This window comes from Azospirillum soli (assembly GCF_017876165.1).
GTDB lineage: Bacteria > Pseudomonadota > Alphaproteobacteria > Azospirillales > Azospirillaceae > Azospirillum > Azospirillum soli.
Genome location: NZ_JAGINQ010000004.1, coordinates 16179 through 37916, shown reverse-complemented (window position 1 = coordinate 37916; position 21738 = coordinate 16179). Strand labels below are relative to the sequence as shown.

Here is a 21738-nt window from a genome sequence, read left to right as displayed (position 1 = left end):
CAAAACAAACGGGAATCCGCCATGCGCCTCGTGTCTCGTCTGCTGATCGCGCTCGTCCTGCTGGCCGCCGGTCCGGCCGCCGCGCAATCCTGGGCGGAGATATCGGGCAAAGCGCGCGGGCAGACCGTCTATTTCAACGCCTGGGGCGGCTCGACCAAGGCCAACGACTACATCGCCTGGGTCGGGGAGCAGGTGAAGGCCCGTCACGGAATCGAGCTTCGCCATGTCAAGGTGACGGACATCGCCGAGACGGTCGCCCGCGTCCTGGCCGAAAAGACCGCCGGGCGGATGGAGGGCGGCTCCGCCGACCTGCTGTGGATCAACGGCGAGAATTTCGCGGCGATGAAGGCCAACGGCCTGCTCCACGGCCCCTTCACGCAGGCGTTGCCGAACATGGCGCTGGTGGACACGGCGGGCAAGCCGACGACGGTGGACTTCACCGTGCCGGTGGACGGCTACGAGGCGCCCTGGTCCATGGCGCAACTGGTGTTCGTGCGCGACACCGCCGTCTTGCCGGACCCGCCCACCAGCATTCCGGCGCTGCTGGACTGGGCCAAGGCCAACCCCGGCCGCTTCACCTATCCGCAGCCGCCGAACTTCCTCGGCACGACCTTCCTGAAGCAGGCGCTGATCGCCCTGACCGACGACCCGGCAGCGTTGACGAAGCCCGTCGAATCGGCGGCGTTCGAGCGGGTGACGGCGCGGCTGTGGCCCTACCTCGACGCGTTGCATCCGCTGCTGTGGCGGCAGGGCCGCGTCTTCCCGGCCAACGGACCGGACCAGCGCCGTTTGCTGAACGACGGGGAAATCGACATCTCACTGGCCTTCAGCGCCCTGGAGGCGGCGAGCGCCATCGAATCCGGCCTGCTGCCGGCGACGGCGCGGGTCTACACGCTGAACAACGGCACCATCGGCAACGCCAACTTCGTCGCCATCCCCTTCAACGCTCGCGCCAAGGAGGCGGCGATGGTTGTCGCCGACTTCCTGCTGTCGCCGGAGGCGCAGGCGCGCAAGCTCGACCCGCGCCATTGGGGCACCGGTACGGTGCTGGACTTGGACAAGCTGTCCGCCGACCAGCGCGCGCTGTTCGACGCGGTGCCGAAGCACCCCGCCGCCCCCGCGCTCGATTCGCTTGGCCCCGCCCTGCCGGAACCGCACCCGTCCTGGATGGAGCGCATCGAGAAGGAGTGGGCGCGCCGCTACGCCGCCGGATGACCAGCCCGGCGCGCGCGGCGCTGCTCGGCCAGCTCGTCGATGACCGGGGCGAGCACCGCCTCATGAAACCGGTCGCAGCCGATGCACAGGTTGCGGTAGGGGCGCCCTTGCGGCGTCGTGGTCGCGCAGGACGCCAGGAAGTCGTCCACGCTCCACCCCATGGTCAGGCCCATCCGCTCCGGCCGGCCGGCGGAGATCGCCTCGAACGCCGGGTGGCCGGCGAGGCTGTCCAGGATCCCGATCAACGGTTCCTCGGTCAGGTTGCCGATGGCCCGCCGGGTCTTCATGCAGCAGGGATAGACGGACCCGTCCGGCTCCACCGCCACCTCCGACCCGTTGAAGCCGTGGCGCAGAAAACCCAGGCCGCCGGACCACGCGTTGCAGAAGTTGTCGGCCAGTGTGGCGGTGGACAGCCCGTTCTCCCACGCCCGGCCGCGCGGCCAGATCTTGCCGATCCAAACGTCCGGAGTGGCGCCGAAGAAGGAATAGGTGGGGCCGGGTGCCGGTGCCGCCGCTGTGCCGGCCTGCATCCCGGAACGGTCGAACAGGGCGGTCAAGTCGGCGCGCAGGACATCCTTTTTGTTCCCCTGCATGCCGACGTGGAAATCGTCCAGACCGGAAACGGAGATGTGGTCGGCGCCGGCGTGCAGCAATTCCCCGACGATGGTCTCGGTGACGAGGTCGCCCGTCGTCTGCACCACCAGCCGCACGTCGCGCCCATAACGGTCGCGCAGGCGCTTCAGCGTCGGGTAGAGCACACGCTCGCGCACGGGATCGACCAGCACGTCGCCGCCGGCCAGGATGATCCGCCCGACCTTGCGGCGCGGCTCGCCCGCCTCGTCCACATCGGACAGGTCGCGGTAGAGCATGGTGTCGGGGAAATGGTCGATGATGCGCGGGGCATTCGCCTCGGCTTCCCGCACCACGGCCTCCAGCGCGTCGCCGACGTAGGGGCGGAAGCGGTCCTCGTAACAGTGCTTGCACCGGCGGTGGCAGGCCCAACTGAGCACGTAATAGATCGACTCCACGCGCGGCTCCGGATTTTCAGCGTTGCAGGGAAGGTAGGGCGCCAGGGCGCCGAGGGGAATGGGGGCACGCATCACGCTCCTGTCAGTCACGTCCTTGTGAGAGGGCGCTAGGTGCTCTTCCCCATCATCACCGCCGTTCTGTTCCTGGCGCCTATCGCCGTCGGGCTGCTGGGCACGCTGCTGCCGTCCTTCGGCATCCTGCCGGCCCTGGGTGGGGTGGAGCCAAGCATTCAGCCGTGGCGCGACCTGTTCGCCACGCCGGGACTGTGGACGGCGTTGCGGTTGACCGTCACGACCGGACTGGCCGCGACGCTGCTGTCCTTCCTCCTCGCGGTTGGTTTCTGCGCGGCCTGGCAGGGGAGCCGCTGGTTCGCGCGGCTGCAACGGCTGCTGCCCCCGCTGCTCGCCGTGCCGCACGCGGCCTTCGCCATCGGCTTCGCGTTCCTGGTGGCGCCCAGCGGGTGGGTGGTGCGTCTGCTCTCGCCCTGGGCGACGGGCTGGACCCGGCCGCCGGACCTTCCCCTGATCCAGGACCCCTGGGGCATCGCGCTGACGCTGGCCTTGGTGGTGAAGGAGGTGCCATTCCTGGTGCTGATGATCGGCGCTGCCTTGGCGCAGACGCGCGCCGACCGGCTGCTGGCAGGCGCGCGGGCGCTGGGCTATGGGCCGGTGACCGGCTGGGTGAAGGTCGTGCTGCCGCTGGTTTACCGGCAGGTGCGCTTGCCGGTTTTGGCGGTGCTGGCCTATTCGCTGTCGGCGGTGGAGCCGGCGCTGGTGTTGGGGCCGTCCACGCCGCCGCCGCTGACGCCGCTGGTCCTGCGCTGGTTCGCCGACCCGGACCTGTCCATGCGCTTCCGCGCGGCGGCCGGCGCGGTGTTGCAGTTGGGCGTCGTGGTCGGCGGAATCGGCGTCTGGTGGCTGGCGGAGCGGATCGTCGCCGTGAAAGGGCGGCGTTGGGCCGTCGCGGGTGCGCGGGGCGGACGCGGGGCGGGGGCACGTCTGGCCGGTGGCGGAGCGATGGCCCTCGCCGTGCTGGTCTCGGTTGCGGCGGTAGCGGTGCTGGCCGTCTGGGCCTTCGCACGAAACTGGCGGTTCAATGAGGCTTTTCCGGGCGCTTGGAGCCTCGACACGGTGGGGCGCACGCTGCCGCAACTGACGGAACCAGCCTGGACCACGCTCGTCATCGCCGTCGCGGCGGTGCTGATCGGGCTGGTGCTGGTGGTCGGCTGCCTGGAGCACGAACGGCGTGGCGGCGCCGCGCTCGGCCGCCGGGCGCTGTGGCTGATTTACGCGCCGTTGCTGGTGCCGGGCGTCGGGTTTCTGTTCGGCATTCAGGTGGTGTTAGTGGCGAGTGGGCTTGATGGCTCCTGGGCGGCGCTGGTGTGGGTGCATCTGCTCTATGTGCTGCCCTATCTGTACCTGACTCTGGCCGATCCGTGGCGGGCGCTGGACGAGCGGTACGAGCGCACCGCGCGCTCGCTCGGCGCCTCGGCGTCGCGGGCCTTCTGGCGGGTGCGGGCGGCGATGCTGCTGCGGCCCATCCTGACCGCCTGCGCGGTCGGTTTCGCGGTCAGCGTCGGACAGTATCTGCCTACCCTGTTCGCGAGCGGCGGGCGCATGGCGACTCTGACGACGGAGGCCGTAGCCCTGGCGTCGGGTGCCGACCGGCGGGTGACGGCGGTGTACGCCTTCGCGCAGGCAGCCTTGCCGCTGCTGGCCTTCGCGGCGGCGCTGGCGGTGCCGGCTTGGGCCTACAGAAACCGGAAGGGCATGCGATGACGGATCTGACGCTGGACGGAATCACGTTGGAGGTCGCCGGGCGCCGTGTGGTCGGGCCGGTCAGCCTCGCTGTGCCGGCCGGTCGGGTGGTGACCGTCATGGGGCCGTCCGGCTGCGGGAAATCCAGCCTGCTGGCCTTCGTCTCCGGCGCGCTGGACCCCGCCTTCCGGGCAAGGGGGCGAGTCGCGCTGAACGGGCGCGATCTGGACGGGCTGCCGCCCGAACGGCGGCGGGTCGGTATCCTGTTCCAGGACGATCTGCTGTTCCCGCACCTCTCCGTGGGAGAGAACCTCGCCTTCGGCCTGCCGGCCTCGGTGAAGGGGAGGGAGGCGCGGCGTGCGGCGGTGGAACGGGCGCTCGGCGAATGCGGGCTGGCGGGTTTCGCCGATCGCGATCCGGCCACCCTGTCGGGCGGGCAGCGGGCGCGGGTGGCGCTGATGCGCACGCTGCTGTCGGGGCCGGAGGCGCTGCTGCTGGACGAGCCCTTCGGTAAGCTGGACATGGACCTGCGGGCGCAAATGCGCGCTTTCACCTTCGGGCACGCGCGGCAAGCTGGGCTGCCGACCCTGCTGGTCACCCACGACGCGGCCGATGCGGAGGCGGCCGGCGGGCCGGTGCTGCGGTTGGATGGCGCGGCCGTATAGAGAAACACGCATCAGGTGTGGCGCGAAACGTTCGGGCGGCGTATGAGGTTGACACCGATTCGCACTTTGGTCCCGAGACGCGCCATGCAGGTATTGATTGCCGACGACCACTCCATCGTCCGCAGCGGCTTGACCCACCTTGTGGGAGAGCTGAACGAGGACGCGCGCGTGGACGCCGCGACCAGCTTCGACCAGCTGAACCAAATGCTGAGCGGCGGCGGGCCTTACGACCTCATCATCATGGACCTGCGCATGCCCGGCATGAGCGGCCTGGACGATGTGGAGGATCTGGTGCGCCGCGTGGCGCCGGTTCCGGTCGTGGTCTTCTCGATGATCGAGTCGCCGGACGAGATGCGCGCAGTGCTGTCGCGCGGCGTGCGCGCCTTCATACCGAAATCCACCGACGACGTTCTGGTGGTGAACATCCTGCGCCTCGTTCTGGCCGGCGGGTCCTACGTGCCGCCGGTTCTCGGCATGCCGGGCGTGACCAGCGCCCCGGCGGCCAAGCCGCAGCAGCCCAGCGTCTTCGACGGCATGACCCGCCGCCAGCTGGAGGTGCTGGACCTCCTGGCCCAGGGGCTGTCGAACCAGGAGATCGGGGAGCGGCTGGGACTCAACCTCTCCACCGTGAAGACCCACGTCACCGGCGTTCTGAAGGCGCTGGGCGTCGGCAGCCGCACGCAGGCCGTTCTGCTGGTGAAGGAATCAGGCCGCGACCGTCTGGTTTGAATTTGAAGTAACCACCAGCGGCACCCCCACCGCGAACACCGACCCGCGCCCCTCGACCGAGCGCACCGCCAGCGTGTGGCCGAGCAGACGGGCCAAGCGATCCACGATGGCGAGGCCAAGCCCGATCCCCTCGCTGCGGTCGCGGTCGGGGCGGTCGAGCTGCACGAACTCCTCGAAGATGCGGCGGCGGTCGGATTCGGCGATGCCGCGCCCGGTGTCGTAGACCTCGATCCACAGCGTGTCACCGCGTCGGCGGCAGCCCAGCAGCACGCCGCCCTCTTCCGTGTAGCGCACGGCGTTGGCGATCAGGTTGCGGACGATCCGCTCCAGCAGGAAGGGGTCGGATCGCACCGTGGCGTCGGTGGGGACGACCTGTAGGCGCAGGTTCTTGGCTTCCGCCAGAGCGGCGAATTCCGATTCCAGCTGGTCGAACAGCGGCTCCAGCGGCACGTCGGCGAGCTTGGCCTCCACCACGCCCGATTCCAGCTTGGAGATTTCCAGGATCGCGTTCAGCAGGTCGCGCATGGACCGCTGGGCCAGCCGCATGTCCTTGACCAGCGCCTGCCCGCGCGGCGTCTGGATCTGCCGCTCCAGCATGCCGGTGAACATGTTGATGGCCTCCAGCGGCTGCTTCAGGTCGTGGCCGGCGTGGGACAGGAAGCGGGACTTGGCGCGGTGCGCCTGCTCGGCGGCCTCCTTGGCGGCGTGCAGTTCGGCGGTGCGGGCGCGGACCTGGGCCTCCAGCGTTTCGTTGGCCTGCTCCAGTTCCTCCGTCATGCGGGTGATCTCGGCGAACTGGCGCTGCACATGCCGGGTCATCGGGCGGAAGATCACCAGCGCCTCGACGCACAGCGTCAGCAGCGTCAGGGCAAGCGCGGCGATGCCCAACTTGTGCAGCATGGCGAATCCGCTCTCGCCCGTCGCCTGATAGCGCGCCACCATGTCATCCAGCCGCGCCAGCAGCGGGCCGAGCGCCTGGTGGGTGATGTAGGCGGGCTCCTTCATGTCCGGCGGCAGGCCGGACGGCCCTTCCGCGATCACGGCGCGCAGCGCCGCGATGTAGCGCAGCACCAGCCCGTTCAGCGGCTCCGGCCCGTCGAAGTAGAGGTCGCGGACGGCCATGCCCAGCGCCGGCTCTTCGCCGGTGCCGGTCAGGCGGCGGTGCGCGTTCTCGAACAGCTCCGTCGCCTCGGTCAGGCGGCCGGTGATCTCCTCGCGGTCGGCGTCCGTTTGCGCATGCCGAAGCTGTTCGACCAGCAGGGCCGTGCGCTGGGACAGCATGCGCTGGCGGCCGGAGATGTTGACGACCTCCAGCATGTCCGCGTGCTGGTTGATGACCCGTTCGGTCATCAGGAAGCCCGCCAGCGTGCAGAGCGCGATCACCGCCAGCGCAAGGCTGTAGCGGAGCGTCATCCACCGCGCGGTGGTCTTCCCGATGGGCACCATGCTGTCCGTTCCTGCGCTGAAAACGCCCCCGAAGGGAAGGGTTGGGATGAGGGAGCGGCCAACAACCGGGCCAGCCTCACCACCGTGACCGCGGCATCGTGTGCGCCGCCACGCACAGCCGTCAATTCCCTTGAGGTCCGCGGATGAACGACGCCGTGACATCCTGCCGCACCAAGCCGTCTTCCGCCATCGCACCGCTCGCGCTTGACCAGGATCAAGGCGGAAAGTCCCCATCGACGTAAGGCTATTTACGACTTTAGTGCCAACCTGCGGCAATCCGACACGTACCCGGCAAAGCTCAGGAATGGCACCTTAGTCGTAATTCCAGTGTGGGCTTTGGCGCTCGGCCAAGGCTCCGGCGGCGAGAGAGGCATCCACCATGGCGGTCAGCCGCGCAAGTCTGCTGCGTGGGCAGTTCCGGTCCGATCCGTCCGCGATCCGCCCACCTTGGGCGATTGGGGTGGCTTTGGCCGATGCGCGGGCTTTCGCCTCGGCCTGCGACGCCTGCGGGCGCTGCGGTCCGGCCTGCCCCGGGGGGATCGTCGTCTTCGACCGCGTCGGCCGCCCCACCGTGGATTTCACCAAGGGCGCCTGTACCTTCTGCGGCGATTGCGTGAAGGCCTGCCCGTCCGGCGCGCTCGTCCGGACGGAGGGCGCCGCCCCCTGGACGCTCAAGGCCGGCATCGCGGCGACCTGCCTGTCCTTCGGCGGGGTCGACTGCCGGATGTGCGGCGACCATTGCGACACCCGCGCCATCCGCTTCCGCCCGCTGGGCGGCGGGCGCTGGCTGCCGGCCGTCGAGGCGGCGGACTGCACCGGCTGCGGCGCCTGCGTGGGCGTCTGCCCCGTCAAGGCGATCGCCCTGAAGCCAGCCGAACAGACCCCCGCCGATCCGAACAAGGAGCTCGCATCATGCGGCTGAACCGCTTTCTGAAGCGGGAGGCCGAACGGCCTTCCATCGGGCACAACCTGTGCGGCGTTCTGGTCCACGCGGAACCGGGGCGGCTGGCCCTGGCGTGCCGTCATCTGGCCGAACTGCCGGGCGTGGAGATCCACGAACAGGCCCCCGATGGCCGCATGGTCGTCACCATCGAGGATGTGGACGGCCTGCCCGCCGCCCTGACCCTCGCCAAGCTGCACGAGATCGAGGGCGTCGCGTCGGCGGCGCTCGTCTACCACCACTGCGAAACAGAAGACCGGTCGGAGGAGATGTCCTCATGAAACTCACCAGGCGCAACTTCGTAAAGGCCAACGCCGTCGCGGCGACCGCGGCCGTGGCCGGTCTTCCGGTGACCTCGGAACTGGCGCAGGCCGCCGGCCGTCCGGTGGACGACATCCGCTGGGACAAGGGCGCCTGCCGCTTCTGCGGCACCGGCTGCGGCGTGCTGGTCGGCGTCAAGGGCGGCCGCGTCGTCGCCACCCAGGGCGACCCGGACGCGCCGGTCAACCGGGGTCTGAACTGCATCAAGGGCTATTTCCTCTCCAAGATCATGTACGGAGAGGACCGCCTGACCACGCCGCTTCTGCGCAAGAAGAACGGCAAATACGACAAGAACGGCGAGTTCGAGCCCGTCTCCTGGGACGAGGCCTTCGACGTCATGGCCGACAAGTACAAGGCCGCGCTGAAGAAGGGCGGGGCGTCGAACATCGGCATGTTCGGCTCGGGCCAGTGGACCATCTGGGAAGGCTACGCCGCCGCCAAGCTGTTCAAGGCCGGCTTCCGGTCGAACAACATCGACCCGAACGCGCGCCACTGCATGGCGTCCGCCGTCGCCGGCTTCATGCGCACCTTCGGCATTGATGAGCCGATGGGCTGCTACGATGATATCGAGCAGGCCGACGCCTTCGTGCTCTGGGGCTCGAACATGGCGGAGATGCACCCGATCCTGTGGTCGCGCATCACCGACCGCCGCCTGACCCATCCCGACGCCAAGGTCGCCGTGCTCTCGACGTTCGAGCATCGCTCGTACGAGCTGGCCGACATCGGCATGACGTTCAAGCCGCAGACCGACCTTGCGATCCTGAACTGCATCGCCAACCACATCATCCAGACCGGCCGCGTGAACCAGGAGTTCGTCGCCAAGGCGGTGAACTTCAAGAAGGGCGTGACGGACATCGGCTACGGCCTGCGCCCCGACCACCCGCTGGAGAAGAACGCCAAGGACGCCAAGGACCCGAACGCCTCCTCGCCGATCAGCTTCGATGAGTTCAAGGCCTTCGTGTCCGAATACACCTTCGAGAAGACCGCCGCCCTGTCCGGCGTGTCCGTCGAGAAGCTGAAGGCCCTGGCGGAGCTGTACGCCGACCCCAAGGTGAAGGTCATCTCCTTCTGGACCATGGGCTTCAACCAGCACACCCGCGGCACCTGGGTGAACAACCTCGTCTACAACGTGCATCTGCTGACGGGCAAGATCAGCCTGCCGGGCTGCGGCCCGTTCTCGCTGACCGGCCAGCCCTCCGCCTGCGGCACGGCGCGCGAGGTCGGCACCTTCGCCCACCGCCTGCCGGCGGACATGGTGGTCACCAACCCGGCCCACCGGAAGCACACCGAGGAGCTGTGGAAGGTTCCCGAGGGCACCATTCCGGACAAGATCGGCTACCACGCCGTTCAGCAGCACCGGATGATGAAGGACGGGAAGCTCAACGCCTACTGGGTCATGTGCACCAACAACATGCAGGCGGCCCCCAACCTCAATGAGGAGAGCTTTCCCGGCTACCGCAACCCCGACAACTTCGTCGTCGTCTCCGACCCGTACCCGACCGTCACCGCGCTGGCCGCCGACCTGATCCTGCCCACCGCCATGTGGATGGAGAAGGAAGGGGCCTACGGCAACGCGGAGCGCCGCACCCAGTTCTGGCGCCAGCAGGTGAAGGCACCGGGCGAGGCCAAGTCCGACCTGTGGCAGCTGATGGAGTTCGCCAAGCGCTTCAAGATCGAGGAAGTGTGGCCGGAGGAGCTGATCGCCAAGGCTCCGGACGCGCGCGGCAAGACGCTGTACGAAGTCCTGTTCCGCAACGGGCAGATTGACAAGTACCCGGTCTCGGAATGCCAGCAGGGCTTCGACAACTCCGAATCCGAACACTTCGGCTTCTACGTGCAGAAGGGCCTGTTCGAGGAATACGCCGTCTTCGGTCGCGGCCACGGCCATGATCTGGCGCCGTTCGACACCTACCACAAGGCGCGCGGCCTGCGCTGGCCGGTCGTGGACGGCAAGGAGACGCTGTGGCGTTTCCGCGAGGGCTACGACCCCTACGTGAAGGCCGGCGAGGGCGTGAAGTTCTACGGCAACAAGGATGGCAAGGCGAACATCTTCGCTCTACCCTACCAGCCCGCCGCCGAGGAACCGGACGCCGACTACGACCTGTGGCTGGTCACCGGCCGCGTGCTGGAGCATTGGCACTCCGGCTCCATGACCCGGCGCGTGCCTGAGTTGCACCGGGCCTTCCCGAACGCGGTCGTCTTCATGCACCCGGACGACGCCAAGAAGCGCGGCCTGCGGCGCGGCATGCCCGTGAAGCTGCTGAGCCGTCGCGGCGAGGTCATCAGCCGGGTCGAGACGCACGGCCGCAACCGTCCGCCGGAGGGTGTCGTCTACATCCCCTGGTTCGACGAGAGCCAGCTCGTCAACAAACTCACGCTCGACGCCACCTGCCCGATCTCCAAGGAGACGGACTTCAAGAAGTGCGCCGTCAAGATCGTGAAGGCGTAAGCGCGCCGGCCGGAGCGCCCCCACCCTGACCCTCCCCCATGCTGTGCACGGGGGAGGGGAACCAACCTTCCCCCGCCGCGAGGTGGGGGAAGGAGGGGCCCAGCCGAGGGCTGGGAGGAAGGGGGCCCGGTGCAGGCGCTTTCATGAGGAGTGCTCGTCATGAGCGCACAATCGGACAAGCAGGGCGTGGCACGGCGCCGCTTCCTCGCCACGGCTGTGAAAGCCACGGCGGGGGCGGGCTGCGCCGCGCTGCTGGTCGGCGAGGTGGCGGCGCCCAGCCGCACGCTTGCCGCGACCGCGCTGCGTCCGCCCGGCGCGAAAGGCGAATCCCATTTCCTGGCCGCCTGCGTGCGCTGCGGGCTGTGCGTGCGCGCCTGCCCCTATGACACGCTGAAGCTCGCCGATCTCGCCGACCCCGCCTCCAGCGGTACGCCCTATTTCGAAGCCCGCCAGATCCCCTGCGAGATGTGCGAGGACATTCCCTGCGTCGTCGCCTGCCCGACGGGTGCGCTCGACAAGGGGCTGACCGACATCGCCCAGGCCCGCATGGGCACGGCGGCGCTGGTCGGGCACGAGACCTGCCTGAACGTGCTGGGGCTGCGCTGCGACGTCTGCTACCGCGTCTGCCCGCTGATGGGGAAGGCCATCACGCTGGACATGCGCCACAACGAGCGGACCGGCAAGCACGCGTCCCTGATCCCGGTGGTCCACACCGACGCCTGCACCGGCTGTGGCAAGTGCGAGAAGTCCTGCGTGCTGGAGGAGGCCGCCATCAAGGTTCTGCCGACCGAGCTGGCGCGCGGGCGCATCGGTGGCCACTACCGCCTCGGCTGGGAAGAGAAGGCCAAGCATGGTGGGGAGCTGGTGGATGGCATCATCGACCTGCCGGACCGTGGCTATACGCCGCCCTCGTTGGGCCCCTCGCTGGGTAAGGAGTTCAAGCCATGAGCGCGATCTCCGAACGAATTCCCGGCCGCGAGGCCGTGAAGGCCAAGGGCTGGTTCCGCGCCCACAAATGGCTGCTCGCCCGCCGCGCGTCCCAGCTGGCCTTCCTCGCCCTGTTCCTGAGCGGGCCGCTGTTCGGCCTGTGGATCGCCAAGGGCACCCTGGCGAGCAGCCTGACGCTCAACGTGCTCCCCCTGACCGACCCGCTGGTCGCGCTGCAATCGCTGCTGGCTGGTCACTGGCCGGAGACTGCGGCGCTGGCCGGCGCGGCGATCGTGCTGGCGGTCTACGCGGCGCTGCGCGGGCGGCTCTACTGCTCCTGGGTCTGCCCGGTGAACGTCGTCACCGACACGGCCGGCTGGCTGCGCCGCCGGCTCGGCTGGAAGGACGGCGTGTCGCTGAACCGGCGCACGCGGCTGATCCTGCTGGCCGGCATCCTGATCGCCTCCGCCGTCACCGGCACCATCGCCTGGGAGGTGGTGAACCCCATCACCCAGCTGCACCGCGCGCTGGTGTTCGGTTCGCTGTTCGCGGGCGGCATCGCCTGGACGGTGCTGGCGGCGATCTTCCTTTTCGACCTCGCGGTGGCTCCGCGCGGCTGGTGCGGGAATCTCTGCCCGGTCGGTGCCTTTTACGGGCTGGTCGGCCGCTTCGGCCGGGTCGCCGTGTCGGCGCCGCGCCGGGCGGCCTGCGACAGCTGCATGGACTGCTATCAGGTCTGCCCCGAACCCCACGTCATCTCGCCCGCCCTGCGGGGCGCCGGTTCCGAGGTGATCCAATCCCCCGACTGCACCGCCTGCGGCCGCTGCATCGACGTGTGCCCGCAGGACGTGTTCGCCCTCGGCCTTAAAGGAACGGCCGGCGCGGCACCCCTTCGCCAAGGAGAACGACTGTGAAGACCAAACTGAAGATATTCGCCGTGGCGGCCAGCCTTGTGCTGGGGGTGGCGACCCTGATGCCGACGGGTGGCGTCACGGGCGAACTGAAATCGCTGCGCGGCGAGGTCGGCATCGGCGAGACCGACGCGATCCCGGACATCCACGCTGTCAAGGAAGGTGCCGACCATGGTCGCGCCTACCGCCAGCAGCCGCCGCTGATCCCGCACAAGATCGAGAAGTACGAGATCGATCTGAAGGTCAATCAGTGCATGTACTGCCACGACTGGCCGAACAACACCAAGATGGGCGCGCCCAAGATCAGCGAGACCCATTACATCGACCGCCAGGGCAACCGCCTGGACAACGTGGCCGGCACGCGCTGGTTCTGCGTCCAGTGCCACGTCCCGCAGACCGACGCCAAGCCGCTTGTGGACAACGGGTTCAAGCCCGCCACGGCGGTTCGCTGAACCGGGGAGGGACAGGCCATGACCATGCACACTCCCGAAAAGGGCGAGGAGCCCCGTCCCGGACTGCTCGTCCGGCTGTGGCGGCTGTTCGCCCGCCCGACCGCACGTTATTCCCTGGGTCTTCTGCTGCTGGTCGGCGGGGCCGGCGGTGTCATCTTCTGGGGCGGCTTCAACTGGGCCATGGAGATGACCAACCGCGAGGAATTCTGCGTCACCTGCCACGAGATGGGCGACAACGTGTATGCCGAGTATCGCGGCACGGTGCACGACAGCAACCCGTCCGGCGTACGCGCCACCTGCCCGGACTGCCATGTGCCGAAGGAGTGGACGCACAAGATGGTGCGCAAGATGCAGGCGTCGATGGAACTGTACCATCACCTCGTCGGCTCCATCAAAACGCGCGAGGACTTCGAGGCGAACCGCCTGCGTCTGGCCACCAACGTGTGGACGGCGATGAAGCACACTGACAGCCGCGAATGCCGGAACTGCCACAATTTCCAGAGCATGGACGTGTCGCAGCAGAACTTCCGCGCGCGCGACCGGCATCTTGAGGCGGCGCAGCGCGGCGACACCTGCATCGACTGCCACAAGGGCATCGCCCACCAGCTCCCCGCCGGTGCCTTCGAGGCCGAGCGCAAGCTGAACGAGAAATTCGTCCAGAAATAAGGTCCGGAACACCCATGGGGGCTTTCTGTTGGTAAGGCGACCTGTCCCCCGCTTTACCGATGGAGGCCCCCATGTGGTGGCGCAACGTGACCCTGATCTACGCCGTCGCCTTCACGGCGGTCGGCATCCTCGGCTTCGTGCCGACCTTCCTGTCGCCGCCGGCCGACGGCGCGGCTCTGACGGTGAACGCCTTCCACGGCCTGCTGTTGGGCCTGTTCCCGGTCAACCTGCTGCACAACATCGTGCACCTGCTGTTCGGCCTGTGGGCGTTCTTCGCCTATTTCTCCGGCCGGCTGGCCTCGCGGGGGTATCTGAAGAGCGTCGCGGTGATCTACGCCGTGCTGACCGTCATGGGCCTGATCCCTGGCCTGAACACGCTGTTCGGTCTGGTGCCGCTGCACGGCAACGACATCTGGCTGCACGCGCTGCTCGCCATCGGCGCCGGCATCGTCGGCTACGCCGTGCGGGAGCCCGAGGCTGACACCACCCGCGCGCAGTGGCATGCCTGATCCGGGCCATGCGTGACCTGTCCCTGATCCTGTCCGGCGGCAACGCGTTGGGCGCCTACCAGGCGGGCGCCTACGCGGTGCTGCACGAACGCGGCTATCGCCCGGCCTGGATTTCCGGCGCTTCGGTGGGGGCGGTGAACGCCGCCATCATCGCCGGAAACCCGCCGGACCGCCGCGTCGCGCAACTGCGCCGCTTCTGGGAAGAGGCGTCCCATCGCGCCGCCGACTGGAGCAGCCCCCCCTTCGGCGTGGCGCGCCGCTTCCACACGCAGCTCAGCGCCCTGCAATCGCGGCTTTTCGGCAGTCCGGGCGTGTTCCGGCTGCGCTTTCCGGGCGCCTTCTCGGCGCTGCCCGGCATGCCCGACGACGCCAGCCTCTACGACCTGGGGCCGTTGCGGGCGCGGCTGGAAGGGGTGATCGACTTCGCCTTCCTGGCAACCTCGCCGACCCGGCTGACGGTCACCGCCGTCGATCTGGAAACCGGGGGGGAGGTGCGCTTCGACACGCGCCGCGACCGGCTCCGGCCGGAGCATCTCATCGCCAGCTGCGGCTTCCTGCCCGACTTCCCGCCGGTCGAGGTGGACGGCCGCCTGCTGTGCGACGGCGGCATGTCGGCCAACCTGCCCCTGTCCGCCGTCATGGAGGAGGTGATGGAGGAGGCGGGCGGCGACCGGCTGTGCATCGCGGTCGATCTGTTCAGCCGTTTCTCCCCGCGCCCCCGCACGGTGGCCCAGGCGGCGGAGCGGCAATTGAGCCTTCTCCTCGCCAACCAGACCCGCAAGACCATCGACACGCTTCAGGAACTCTACGCCCTGCGGCAACGACTTCGCGCGCTGGAGGGCAAGGCCGGGCCGGGGGCGACGACGCTTCTCCACCTCAGCCACCGCCCAGCCCCGCATGAGATGCCGTTGAAGAGCTTCGACTATTCCGGATCGACCCTCGCCGAACGCTGGAAGGCCGGCGAGAGCGACATGGCCGCCGCGCTCGACCGGCTGGCCGCGCACCGGCCGCCGGGCGACGGGCTTTCCGTGCTGGAGGTCCACGGCGTGGAAGAACGCGACGAACGCCCGTCCCCCGAATGCCCATTCGCCAAACGCCCATCTTCGGCAAGAAACGAGGCCGCATGACCCTGCCCGATGGGCTGACCGAACCGGGGCGCCGCACGCTGCACGGCGTCCCGGAAGGCTTCGACGCGTGGGTGGCCGCCGACCTCGCCCGCGCCGCTGGCACCGTCCTGCACGTCGCTGAGGACGCGCGCCGGCTGGAGCGTCTCTGCCGCAACCTGCGCATCGTGGCGCCCGATGTCGAAGTTCTGAGCTTCCCCGCCTGGGACACGCTGCCCTATGACCGCGCGTCGCCCTCGGCGCGGGTGGCGGCGCGGCGCTTGGCGACGCTGAACCGCCTCGCCGAACCGGCCGCCGGCTCGCGCGTCGTGGTGACCAGCGCTGGCGGCCTGCTGCGCCGTTTGCCGCCGGCGGAGGCGCTGGCCGGCGCCGCGCTGCGCCTGTCGGGTGAGGAGCCGGTGGAGGCCGAGGCGTTGCGAAGCTGGCTGTTCCGCAACGGCTACAGCCCGGCCGCCGAACTGCGGGACCCCGGCGACGTCCAGTTCGGCGACGACGAGGTGACGATTCTCGCGCCGGGCCGCCCGGAACCGTTGCGTCTCGACCTGCCCGGCGGTCGGATCGACGCGGTGCTGCCGCCGCTGTCCGAGGTGTCGCTGACCGGCCCCGCCATCGACCGTTTCCGCTCGGCCTATCTCGCCGCCTTCGGCGCGGAGGCCGAGAGCGACGCCGTGTATCAGGCGGTTCTGGCCGGCCGGCGCCATGCCGGGCTGGAGCATTGGCTCCCGCTGTTCTTCACCGACACCGACACCCTGTTCGAGCGGATGCCGGACGCGCTGGTCATCCTGGACGAGGGCGCCGAGGCCATGCGCGACGCCCGGCTGGAGCAGGCCCGCGACGCCTTCGAGGCGCGGCGGCGCCAGCTTGCGGCCTCGGAAAAGGCCGGTTTGCCGGTCTACCGCCCCCTGCCGGTAGAGGCGGTCTTCCTCGACGGAGCCGCCTGGGAGGCTGGCCTGGACGGCCGCGCGCTGGTCACCCTGACCTCCGCCTCCGGGGAACCCGATGCCGGAGGCCACCCCCTGATCTTGACCGGCGAGGACGAGGAAGACCGCATTGCCGCGTTGCGCAGTGACGGACGCCGCGTGCTGATTGCCGTGGATGACCCGGCGCGCCGGAAGGGGCTGGCACGCCATCTGCGCCGGGAGGGTGTCGAGGCTGTCGCGGCCGATGACGCGACCAGCGCGGAGGCGATCGCCGCAGAACCAATTTCCATCGTGACGCTCGACCTCGACACCGGCTTCATCGCACCGGGCCTTGCCGTCATCACGGCGGCCGAAGTGATGGGCGAGGCGGTGACCCGTCCCAGCCGCCGCCGGACCCGGCGTCTGGTGGACGACCTGACCGCCGAGGCGGCGGAACTGGCGTCGGGCAGTTTGTTGGTCCATCTCGACCACGGCATCGGCCTGTCCGACGGGCTGGAGGTGGTGGAGGCGAACGGAGAGCCCCACGACTGCCTGCGCCTGCTCTACCGCGACGAGGCGAAGACCTACGTTCCCGTGGAAAATCTCGACCAGCTCTGGCCCTTCGGCGCGTCGGACGGCGCCGTTCCGCTCGACCGCATGGGCGGCGCCGTCTGGGCGCAGCGCCGCGACAAGGTGGCGGAAAGCCTGCGCGTCGCGGCGGCGACGCTGGTGCGCACCCAGGCGGAACGGGCGCTCGCCCGCACCACCCCCATCCGGCCGGAGCGCCGCGCCTACCGCCGCTTCGCGGACCGCTTCCCGCATGAGGAGACACCCGACCAGCAGGCGGCCATCGACGCGGTGCTGGGCGACCTCGCGTCCGGTCGGCTCATGGACCGGCTGATCTGCGCCGATGTCGGTTTCGGCAAGACGGAGGTTGCCCTGCGCGCCGCCTTCGCCGTCGCCATGGCCGGGCGGCAGGTGGCGGTGGTCGCCCCCACCACGCCGCTCAGCCACCAGCACGCCGAGGATTTCCGGGAACGCTTCGCCGGCTTCAACGTGTCCGTCGCCGAACTGGCCCGCAACGTCACCGCGTCCGAAGCCAAGGCGGTCAAGGCCGGGCTGAAGGCCGGCGACATCCGCATCGTCGTCGGCACCCACGCGCTGCTCAGCGACAGTGTGGAGTTCGCCGACCTCGGCCTGCTGGTGGTGGACGAGGAACAGCGGCTGGGCGTGAAGCAGAAAGAACGGCTGAAGGCCATGGCCGGCAACACGCACGTCCTGACCCTGACCGCCACGCCGATCCCGCGCACCTTGCAGCTTGCCATGGCCGGCCTGCGCGACCTGTCGGTGATCGCCACGCCGCCGCTGCGCCGCCGCCCGGTGCGGACGGAATTCACCCCCTTCGACCTCGACGTCGTCGCCGAAGCCCTGCGGGCGGAGCGGGCGCGGGGCGGGCAGGGCTTCTACGTCTGCCCCCGCATCGAGGATCTGGAGGAGGTGCGCGCCCGCCTGTCCGCCATGGTGCCGGAATTCCGCGTCATCGAGGCGCACGGCAAGATGAAGCCCGACGCGCTGGACGACGCCATGACGGCCTTCGCGGAGGGGGCGGGGGATCTGCTGCTCGCCACCAACATCATCGAAACCGGGCTGAACATCCCCAACGCCAACACGCTGATCGTCCATCGCGCCGACCGCTTCGGGCTGGCGCAACTGCACCAGCTTCGCGGCCGGGTGGGCCGGGCGGCGGTGCAGGGCCGCTGCTGGCTGACCGTGGAGTCGGATCAGGAGCTGTCCGAGGCGGCGCGCGAGCGCCTGCGCGTGCTGACGAGGCTCGACCGGCCGGGGGCAGGCTTCGAATTGGCTGCGCGGGATCTCGGGCTGCGCGGTGCCGGCGACCTGCTGGGCGAGGAGCAGTCCGGCCATCTGCGCGACGTTGGCGCTGAACTGTTTCAGGAGATGCTGCGTCAGGCGGTGGAGGCCGCCCGCGCCGGACGACCGGTTCCCGCTACCATCGCGCCGCGGGTCACGCTGGGCGAGGAGGTGCGGATCCCCGACGACTTCATCCGCGACGCCAACCTGCGGCTGGCCGTCTACCGCCGTCTCGCCACGCTCGACGATCCGGAGGAGCGCGAAACCTTCGCCGCCGCCATCGCCGACCGCTTCGGCCCTTTGCCTGAGGCCATGGAGACGCTGATGGATCTCGGTGCCCTGAAGTGCTTCAGCCGCGAGGCAGGTGTCGCCGCGCTGGACATCGGCCCGAACGGCGCGCTTCTGGCCTTCGCCGAGGACGCCGGGCCGGACGCGGCGACGCTGGACGCCTTCGCCGAACGCAAACCGGGCGTGAAGCTCCGGCCCGATGGCCGCCTCGTGCTCGCCGCCGGGGATCGGCCGCCGGACGCCTTTCGCGGGGCGGTGCGGCGCCTGCTGCGCGATCTGATCCGCTTGCGGAAGGTTCAGACGGTCTCGACGAAGCCGCAGGCGGAGAGCGCCGCCAGCATGTGACCCGGAACCGGCGCGACCGCCCCAACCGCTTCCCGCGACGGGTAGAGGGGCAGGGAGATGGCGCGGGAATGCAGGTGCAGCGGCTTGTCCGCCGGGCCGCCGTACTGCGGGTCGCCCAGCAGCGGGCAGCCGAGCGCCGAGGCGCAATGCACGCGGATCTGGTGGGTGCGGCCGGTGTGCGGTTTCAGCTCCAGCCACGTGATGCCGTCGCCCCGGCCCATGACCTTGTACTCGGTAACCGCCGATTGCCCGCCGTCATCATCCTTCGCCGCCGCGACGATGCGCCAGCCGCCGGTCTTGTTGCTGACCTTCTTCAGCGGCAGTTCGATGCGTCCCTGCTCCTCCGCCGGAGAACCGGCGACGACGGCCCAATAGGTCTTGTCCACCTTGCCGTCCTGGAACAGCTTGCCCAGCTTGCGCAGCGCCTTCGGGTGCCGCCCCAGGATCAGGCAGCCCGACGTGTCGCGGTCGAGCCGGTGCGCCAGCCCCGGCGGCTTCGGAAAGCCGTAGCGCAGGGCATCGAAATGCCGCTCCAGGTTCGGCCCGCCGCCCGGCCCGGCGTGGACCGGCAGTCCCGCCGGCTTGTCGATGATGAGCATCAGCCCGTCGCGGTACAGCACGCGGGCCTGGATCTGGTCTGGGGTCATGATGTCCTTAACGGGCAAGGCGCTCGCCCCCTCCCTAAAGCGAATTTGCATTCGCTTTAGATTCACATGGCCTCACTTGCCGGCCGGGCTTCGGACGCATGGGCGTCCGGGACTGCAGTCGCAGTCCAGAGCGGATCAAAATCCGCTCTAACCCTCCCCCGCCGACGCGGGGGAGGGGATAGGGAAGCGGATCAGGCGAGCTTCAACTCCTTGAAGAAGTCGTTGCCCTTGTCGTCCACGATGATGAAGGCCGGGAAGTCCTCGACCTCGATGCGCCAGATGGCTTCCATGCCGAGTTCCGGATACTCGACGCACTCCACCTTCTTGATGCAGTCCTGGGCCAGACGGGCAGCGGCGCCGCCGATGGAGCCAAGGTAGAAGCCGCCGTGCTTCTGGCAGGCCGCCGTCACCTCGGGGCTGCGGTTGCCCTTGGCCAGCATGACCATGGAGCCGCCCGCCGCCTGGAACTGATCGACGAAGCTGTCCATGCGCCCCGCCGTCGTCGGACCGAACGAACCCGACGCGTAGCCTTCCGGGGTCTTCGCCGGGCCGGCGTAGTAGATGGGGTGGTTCTTGAAGTAGTCGGGCAGCGGCTCGCCCGCGTCCAGGCGCGCGCGCAGCTTGGAATGGGCGAGGTCGCGGGCGACGATCAGCGGGCCGGTCAGCGACAGGCGGGTGCGGATCGGGTGCTTGCTCAGCGTGGCGAGGATCTCGCTCATCGGCTGGTTCAGGTCGATCTTCACCACCTCGCCGGCCAGATCGCCGTCGGTGATCTCCGGCAGGTACTTGGCCGGATCGGTCTCCAGCTGCTCCAGGAAGATGCCGTCCTTGGTGATCTTGCCCACCGCCTGACGGTCGGCGGAGCAGGACACGCCGATGCCGATCGGCATGGAGGCGCCGTGGCGTGGCAGGCGGATGACGCGCACATCGTGGCAGAAGTACTTGCCGCCGAACTGCGCGCCGATGCCCATGCCCTGGGTCAGCTTGTGGACCTCAGCCTCCATGGCCAGATCGCGGTAGGCGTGCGCGTCCTCGCTGCCCTCGGTCGGCAGGTTGTCGAGGTAGCGGGCCGACGCCAGCTTCACCGTCTTCAGGTTCTGCTCGGCCGACAGGCCGCCGATGACGATGGCGAGGTGGTAGGGCGGACAGGCCGAGGTGCCGAGATAGCGGATCTTGTCCTCAAGGAACTTCAGCAGCCGGTCCGGCGCCAGCACCGACGGGGTGGCCTGATGCAGGAAGGTCTTGTTGGCCGACCCGCCGCCCTTGGCCATGAACAGGAACTTGTAGGCGTCCTCGCCCTCCGCGTAGATCTCCACCTGGCCGGGCAGGTTGTTGCGGGTGTTCTTCTCCTCGTACATGGAGATCGGGGCGAGCTGGCTGTAGCGCAGGTTGCGCTTCAGGTAGGCGTCGCGCGCACCCTCGGACAGAGCGGCCTCGTCGCCGCCCTTGGTCCAGACGCGGCGGCCCTTCTTGCCCATGATGATGGCGGTGCCGGTGTCCTGGCACATCGGCAGGGTGCCGGCGGCGGCGATGTTGGCGTTCTTCAGCAGGTCCAGCGCCACGAACTTGTCGTTCGGCGAGGCCTCCGGATCGTCCAGGATCGCGCGGATCTGGCTCAGGTGGCCGGGGCGCAGCAGGTGGTTGATGTCCTTGAAGGCCTCCTCGGCCAGCAGACGCAGGCCTTCCGGCTCCACCTTCAGGACCTGCTCGCCGTCGAACTCGACGACGGAGACGTGGTCGGAGGTGAGCTTGCGGTAGGGCGTGTCGTCCTTCGCCAGCGGGAAGAGGGTCGAGTAACCGCGGGCGAGGCTGGTATCGTCGGGCATGGGGAGGCTTCCTTCCTGGACGGTCGTTGGGTCCCCGACCCCAAGTGCCGCGCGCAAGGCGCGCAAAAGGGGCAGGACCGCGCTCGGGCACCGTTATACACCCCTGAAGCCGTCGCACAATGGGAACAGATCGCTGGCGGGAACGGAGCACCGCCGGAAGGAAAGCGGCTGCGGCACAAAAGAAAACCGGCCCCGCGCGCTGGCGTGGGGCCGGTTTTCTTTTAGAAGCGCTTCACTCGTCGTCGTCGGACGCCTTGTCGCCGCCCAGCGCCTTCAGCAGGTCGAAGGTGCGCTTGCGCACGGCCGGGTCGTCGATGCGGTAGTAGGCGCGGACCAGCTCCAGCGTCTCGCGCCGCGCCATCGACTCGAACTCCTCGGTTTCCGACGGCGGCAGGTCGGGGGAGGGGGTGCTGATCTGCTCCGGCGAGGGCATGTCGTCGAAGAAGTAGCTGACCGGGACCCCGAGAACCTGCGACAGATTGAACAGGCGGCTGGCGCTGATGCGGTTGGAACCGCGCTCGTACTTCTGCAACTGCTGGAAGGTGATTCCGACCGCCTCGCCCAGCTTCTCCTGGCTCAGCCCCAGGAGAGTCCGGCGCAGACGCAGCCTCGCCCCGACATGGATGTCGATGGGATTGGGGCCCTCGCCACGGCGCGACAGGGTGTGGGCGGGCGCGAGCTTGCTCTTCGTCGAACTCATTATTGGGACCTCAGTATGGAGGCG

Annotated in this window: 19 protein-coding genes; 14 read left to right on the top strand and 5 right to left on the bottom strand. The window is 69.2% G+C overall.

Annotation, left to right across the window (positions count from 1 at the left end):
* The first annotated feature begins 21 nt into the window (after nucleotides 1–21).
* The gene (locus tag J2852_RS07795; protein ID WP_209873442.1) at nucleotides 22–1215 is read left to right on the top strand and encodes an ABC transporter substrate-binding protein; all 1194 of its coding nucleotides are present in this window, start codon (nucleotides 22–24) and stop codon (nucleotides 1213–1215) included.
* Here the strand turns inward: J2852_RS07795 and J2852_RS07790 are convergent.
* Nucleotides 1200–2315, bottom strand: a complete 1116-nt coding sequence (locus tag J2852_RS07790; protein ID WP_209873439.1) for a radical SAM/SPASM domain-containing protein — start codon at nucleotides 2313–2315, stop codon at nucleotides 1200–1202. The genes J2852_RS07795 and J2852_RS07790 overlap by 16 nt on opposite strands.
* A 39-nt stretch (nucleotides 2316–2354) precedes the next feature.
* Here J2852_RS07790 and J2852_RS07785 point away from each other — a divergent pair, with 39 nt between their 5' ends.
* The 3 genes from J2852_RS07785 (at nucleotide 2355) to J2852_RS07775 (ending at nucleotide 5395) form a co-directional block, all read left to right on the top strand.
* On the top strand, nucleotides 2355–4022 hold the full coding sequence (locus tag J2852_RS07785; protein ID WP_209873437.1) for an ABC transporter permease: 1668 nt from the start codon (nucleotides 2355–2357) through the stop codon (nucleotides 4020–4022).
* Nucleotides 4019–4666 carry an ATP-binding cassette domain-containing protein gene (locus tag J2852_RS07780; protein ID WP_209873434.1) on the top strand — a complete coding sequence of 216 codons (648 nt, stop codon included), beginning with the start codon at nucleotides 4019–4021 and terminating at the stop codon, nucleotides 4664–4666. The genes J2852_RS07785 and J2852_RS07780 overlap by 4 nt, the downstream gene beginning before the upstream one ends.
* 84 nt (nucleotides 4667–4750) lie before the next feature.
* Complete coding sequence (locus J2852_RS07775) at nucleotides 4751–5395, top strand: response regulator transcription factor (RefSeq protein ID WP_209873431.1); 645 nt, start codon at nucleotides 4751–4753, stop codon at nucleotides 5393–5395.
* Here the strand turns inward: J2852_RS07775 and J2852_RS07770 are convergent.
* A complete protein-coding gene (locus tag J2852_RS07770; protein WP_209873428.1) occupies nucleotides 5372–6841 on the bottom strand; it encodes a sensor histidine kinase in 1470 nt (489 codons plus the stop codon). The genes J2852_RS07775 and J2852_RS07770 overlap by 24 nt on opposite strands.
* A 379-nt stretch (nucleotides 6842–7220) precedes the next feature.
* Here J2852_RS07770 and J2852_RS07765 point away from each other — a divergent pair, with 379 nt between their 5' ends.
* The 10 genes from J2852_RS07765 to J2852_RS07720 all read left to right on the top strand — a co-directional run bounded on the left by J2852_RS07765 (nucleotide 7221) and on the right by J2852_RS07720 (nucleotide 18541).
* Nucleotides 7221–7763, top strand: coding sequence for a ferredoxin-type protein NapF (locus J2852_RS07765; protein WP_209873425.1), 543 nt, complete (start codon nucleotides 7221–7223; stop codon nucleotides 7761–7763).
* The gene (locus J2852_RS07760) at nucleotides 7754–8062 is read left to right on the top strand and encodes a chaperone NapD (RefSeq protein WP_209873422.1); all 309 of its coding nucleotides are present in this window, start codon (nucleotides 7754–7756) and stop codon (nucleotides 8060–8062) included. Before J2852_RS07765 ends, J2852_RS07760 begins: the two co-directional genes overlap by 10 nt.
* Nucleotides 8059–10551, top strand: a complete 2493-nt coding sequence (gene napA, locus J2852_RS07755) for a nitrate reductase catalytic subunit NapA (RefSeq protein ID WP_209873419.1) — start codon at nucleotides 8059–8061, stop codon at nucleotides 10549–10551. Before J2852_RS07760 ends, napA begins: the two co-directional genes overlap by 4 nt.
* A 159-nt stretch (nucleotides 10552–10710) precedes the next feature.
* Nucleotides 10711–11499: a ferredoxin-type protein NapG gene (napG, locus tag J2852_RS07750; protein ID WP_209873416.1), complete on the top strand. Its 789-nt coding sequence runs from the start codon at nucleotides 10711–10713 to the stop codon at nucleotides 11497–11499.
* On the top strand, nucleotides 11496–12392 hold the full coding sequence (gene napH / locus J2852_RS07745; RefSeq protein ID WP_209873414.1) for a quinol dehydrogenase ferredoxin subunit NapH: 897 nt from the start codon (nucleotides 11496–11498) through the stop codon (nucleotides 12390–12392). Before napG ends, napH begins: the two co-directional genes overlap by 4 nt.
* Nucleotides 12389–12841, top strand: coding sequence for a nitrate reductase cytochrome c-type subunit (locus J2852_RS07740; RefSeq protein ID WP_209873411.1), 453 nt, complete (start codon nucleotides 12389–12391; stop codon nucleotides 12839–12841). The genes napH and J2852_RS07740 overlap by 4 nt, the downstream gene beginning before the upstream one ends.
* 18 nt (nucleotides 12842–12859) lie before the next feature.
* On the top strand, nucleotides 12860–13507 hold the full coding sequence (locus tag J2852_RS07735) for a NapC/NirT family cytochrome c (RefSeq protein ID WP_246499375.1): 648 nt from the start codon (nucleotides 12860–12862) through the stop codon (nucleotides 13505–13507).
* A 71-nt stretch (nucleotides 13508–13578) separates the two neighbouring features.
* Nucleotides 13579–14016, top strand: coding sequence for a DUF4383 domain-containing protein (locus J2852_RS07730; RefSeq protein WP_209873408.1), 438 nt, complete (start codon nucleotides 13579–13581; stop codon nucleotides 14014–14016).
* 8 nt (nucleotides 14017–14024) lie between these two features.
* Nucleotides 14025–15143, top strand: coding sequence for a patatin-like phospholipase family protein (locus J2852_RS07725; RefSeq protein WP_209873405.1), 1119 nt, complete (start codon nucleotides 14025–14027; stop codon nucleotides 15141–15143).
* The gene (locus J2852_RS07720; protein WP_209873402.1) at nucleotides 15140–18541 is read left to right on the top strand and encodes a transcription-repair coupling factor; all 3402 of its coding nucleotides are present in this window, start codon (nucleotides 15140–15142) and stop codon (nucleotides 18539–18541) included. The genes J2852_RS07725 and J2852_RS07720 overlap by 4 nt, the downstream gene beginning before the upstream one ends.
* On the opposite strand, the gene J2852_RS07715 is transcribed toward J2852_RS07720, so the two are convergent.
* From J2852_RS07715 to J2852_RS07705, 3 genes are all read right to left on the bottom strand, one after another.
* Nucleotides 18493–19188: an RluA family pseudouridine synthase gene (locus tag J2852_RS07715; protein WP_209873399.1), complete on the bottom strand. Its 696-nt coding sequence runs from the start codon at nucleotides 19186–19188 to the stop codon at nucleotides 18493–18495. The two genes, J2852_RS07720 and J2852_RS07715, sit on opposite strands and share 49 nt — an antisense overlap.
* A 191-nt stretch (nucleotides 19189–19379) precedes the next feature.
* Nucleotides 19380–21014, bottom strand: a complete 1635-nt coding sequence (locus J2852_RS07710; protein ID WP_209873397.1) for a fumarate hydratase — start codon at nucleotides 21012–21014, stop codon at nucleotides 19380–19382.
* Between the two features lie 232 nt (nucleotides 21015–21246).
* Nucleotides 21247–21714: a helix-turn-helix domain-containing protein gene (locus tag J2852_RS07705; RefSeq protein WP_209873395.1), complete on the bottom strand. Its 468-nt coding sequence runs from the start codon at nucleotides 21712–21714 to the stop codon at nucleotides 21247–21249.
* Between the last annotated feature and the right edge of the window lie 24 nt (nucleotides 21715–21738).

Excerpts from the sequence above, each read along its gene's own strand:
- J2852_RS07795 (WP_209873442.1), top strand. The coding sequence starts at position 22 with ATGCGCCTCGTGTCTCGTCTGCTGATCGCGCTCGTCCTGCTGGCCGCC.
- J2852_RS07710 (WP_209873397.1), bottom strand. The coding sequence starts at position 21,014 with ATGCCCGACGATACCAGCCTCGCCCGCGGTTACTCGACCCTCTTCCCG.
- J2852_RS07730 (WP_209873408.1), top strand. The coding sequence starts at position 13,579 with ATGTGGTGGCGCAACGTGACCCTGATCTACGCCGTCGCCTTCACGGCG.
- J2852_RS07720 (WP_209873402.1), top strand. The coding sequence starts at position 15,140 with ATGACCCTGCCCGATGGGCTGACCGAACCGGGGCGCCGCACGCTGCAC.
- napH (WP_209873414.1), top strand. The coding sequence starts at position 11,496 with ATGAGCGCGATCTCCGAACGAATTCCCGGCCGCGAGGCCGTGAAGGCC.
- J2852_RS07725 (WP_209873405.1), top strand. The coding sequence starts at position 14,025 with ATGCGTGACCTGTCCCTGATCCTGTCCGGCGGCAACGCGTTGGGCGCC.
- J2852_RS07790 (WP_209873439.1), bottom strand. The coding sequence starts at position 2,315 with ATGCGTGCCCCCATTCCCCTCGGCGCCCTGGCGCCCTACCTTCCCTGC.
- napG (WP_209873416.1), top strand. The coding sequence starts at position 10,711 with ATGAGCGCACAATCGGACAAGCAGGGCGTGGCACGGCGCCGCTTCCTC.
- J2852_RS07760 (WP_209873422.1), top strand. The coding sequence starts at position 7,754 with ATGCGGCTGAACCGCTTTCTGAAGCGGGAGGCCGAACGGCCTTCCATC.
- J2852_RS07715 (WP_209873399.1), bottom strand. The coding sequence starts at position 19,188 with ATGACCCCAGACCAGATCCAGGCCCGCGTGCTGTACCGCGACGGGCTG.
- J2852_RS07780 (WP_209873434.1), top strand. The coding sequence starts at position 4,019 with ATGACGGATCTGACGCTGGACGGAATCACGTTGGAGGTCGCCGGGCGC.
- napA (WP_209873419.1), top strand. The coding sequence starts at position 8,059 with ATGAAACTCACCAGGCGCAACTTCGTAAAGGCCAACGCCGTCGCGGCG.
- J2852_RS07705 (WP_209873395.1), bottom strand. The coding sequence starts at position 21,714 with ATGAGTTCGACGAAGAGCAAGCTCGCGCCCGCCCACACCCTGTCGCGC.
- J2852_RS07735 (WP_246499375.1), top strand. The coding sequence starts at position 12,860 with ATGACCATGCACACTCCCGAAAAGGGCGAGGAGCCCCGTCCCGGACTG.
- J2852_RS07770 (WP_209873428.1), bottom strand. The coding sequence starts at position 6,841 with ATGGTGCCCATCGGGAAGACCACCGCGCGGTGGATGACGCTCCGCTAC.
- J2852_RS07775 (WP_209873431.1), top strand. The coding sequence starts at position 4,751 with ATGCAGGTATTGATTGCCGACGACCACTCCATCGTCCGCAGCGGCTTG.
- J2852_RS07765 (WP_209873425.1), top strand. The coding sequence starts at position 7,221 with ATGGCGGTCAGCCGCGCAAGTCTGCTGCGTGGGCAGTTCCGGTCCGAT.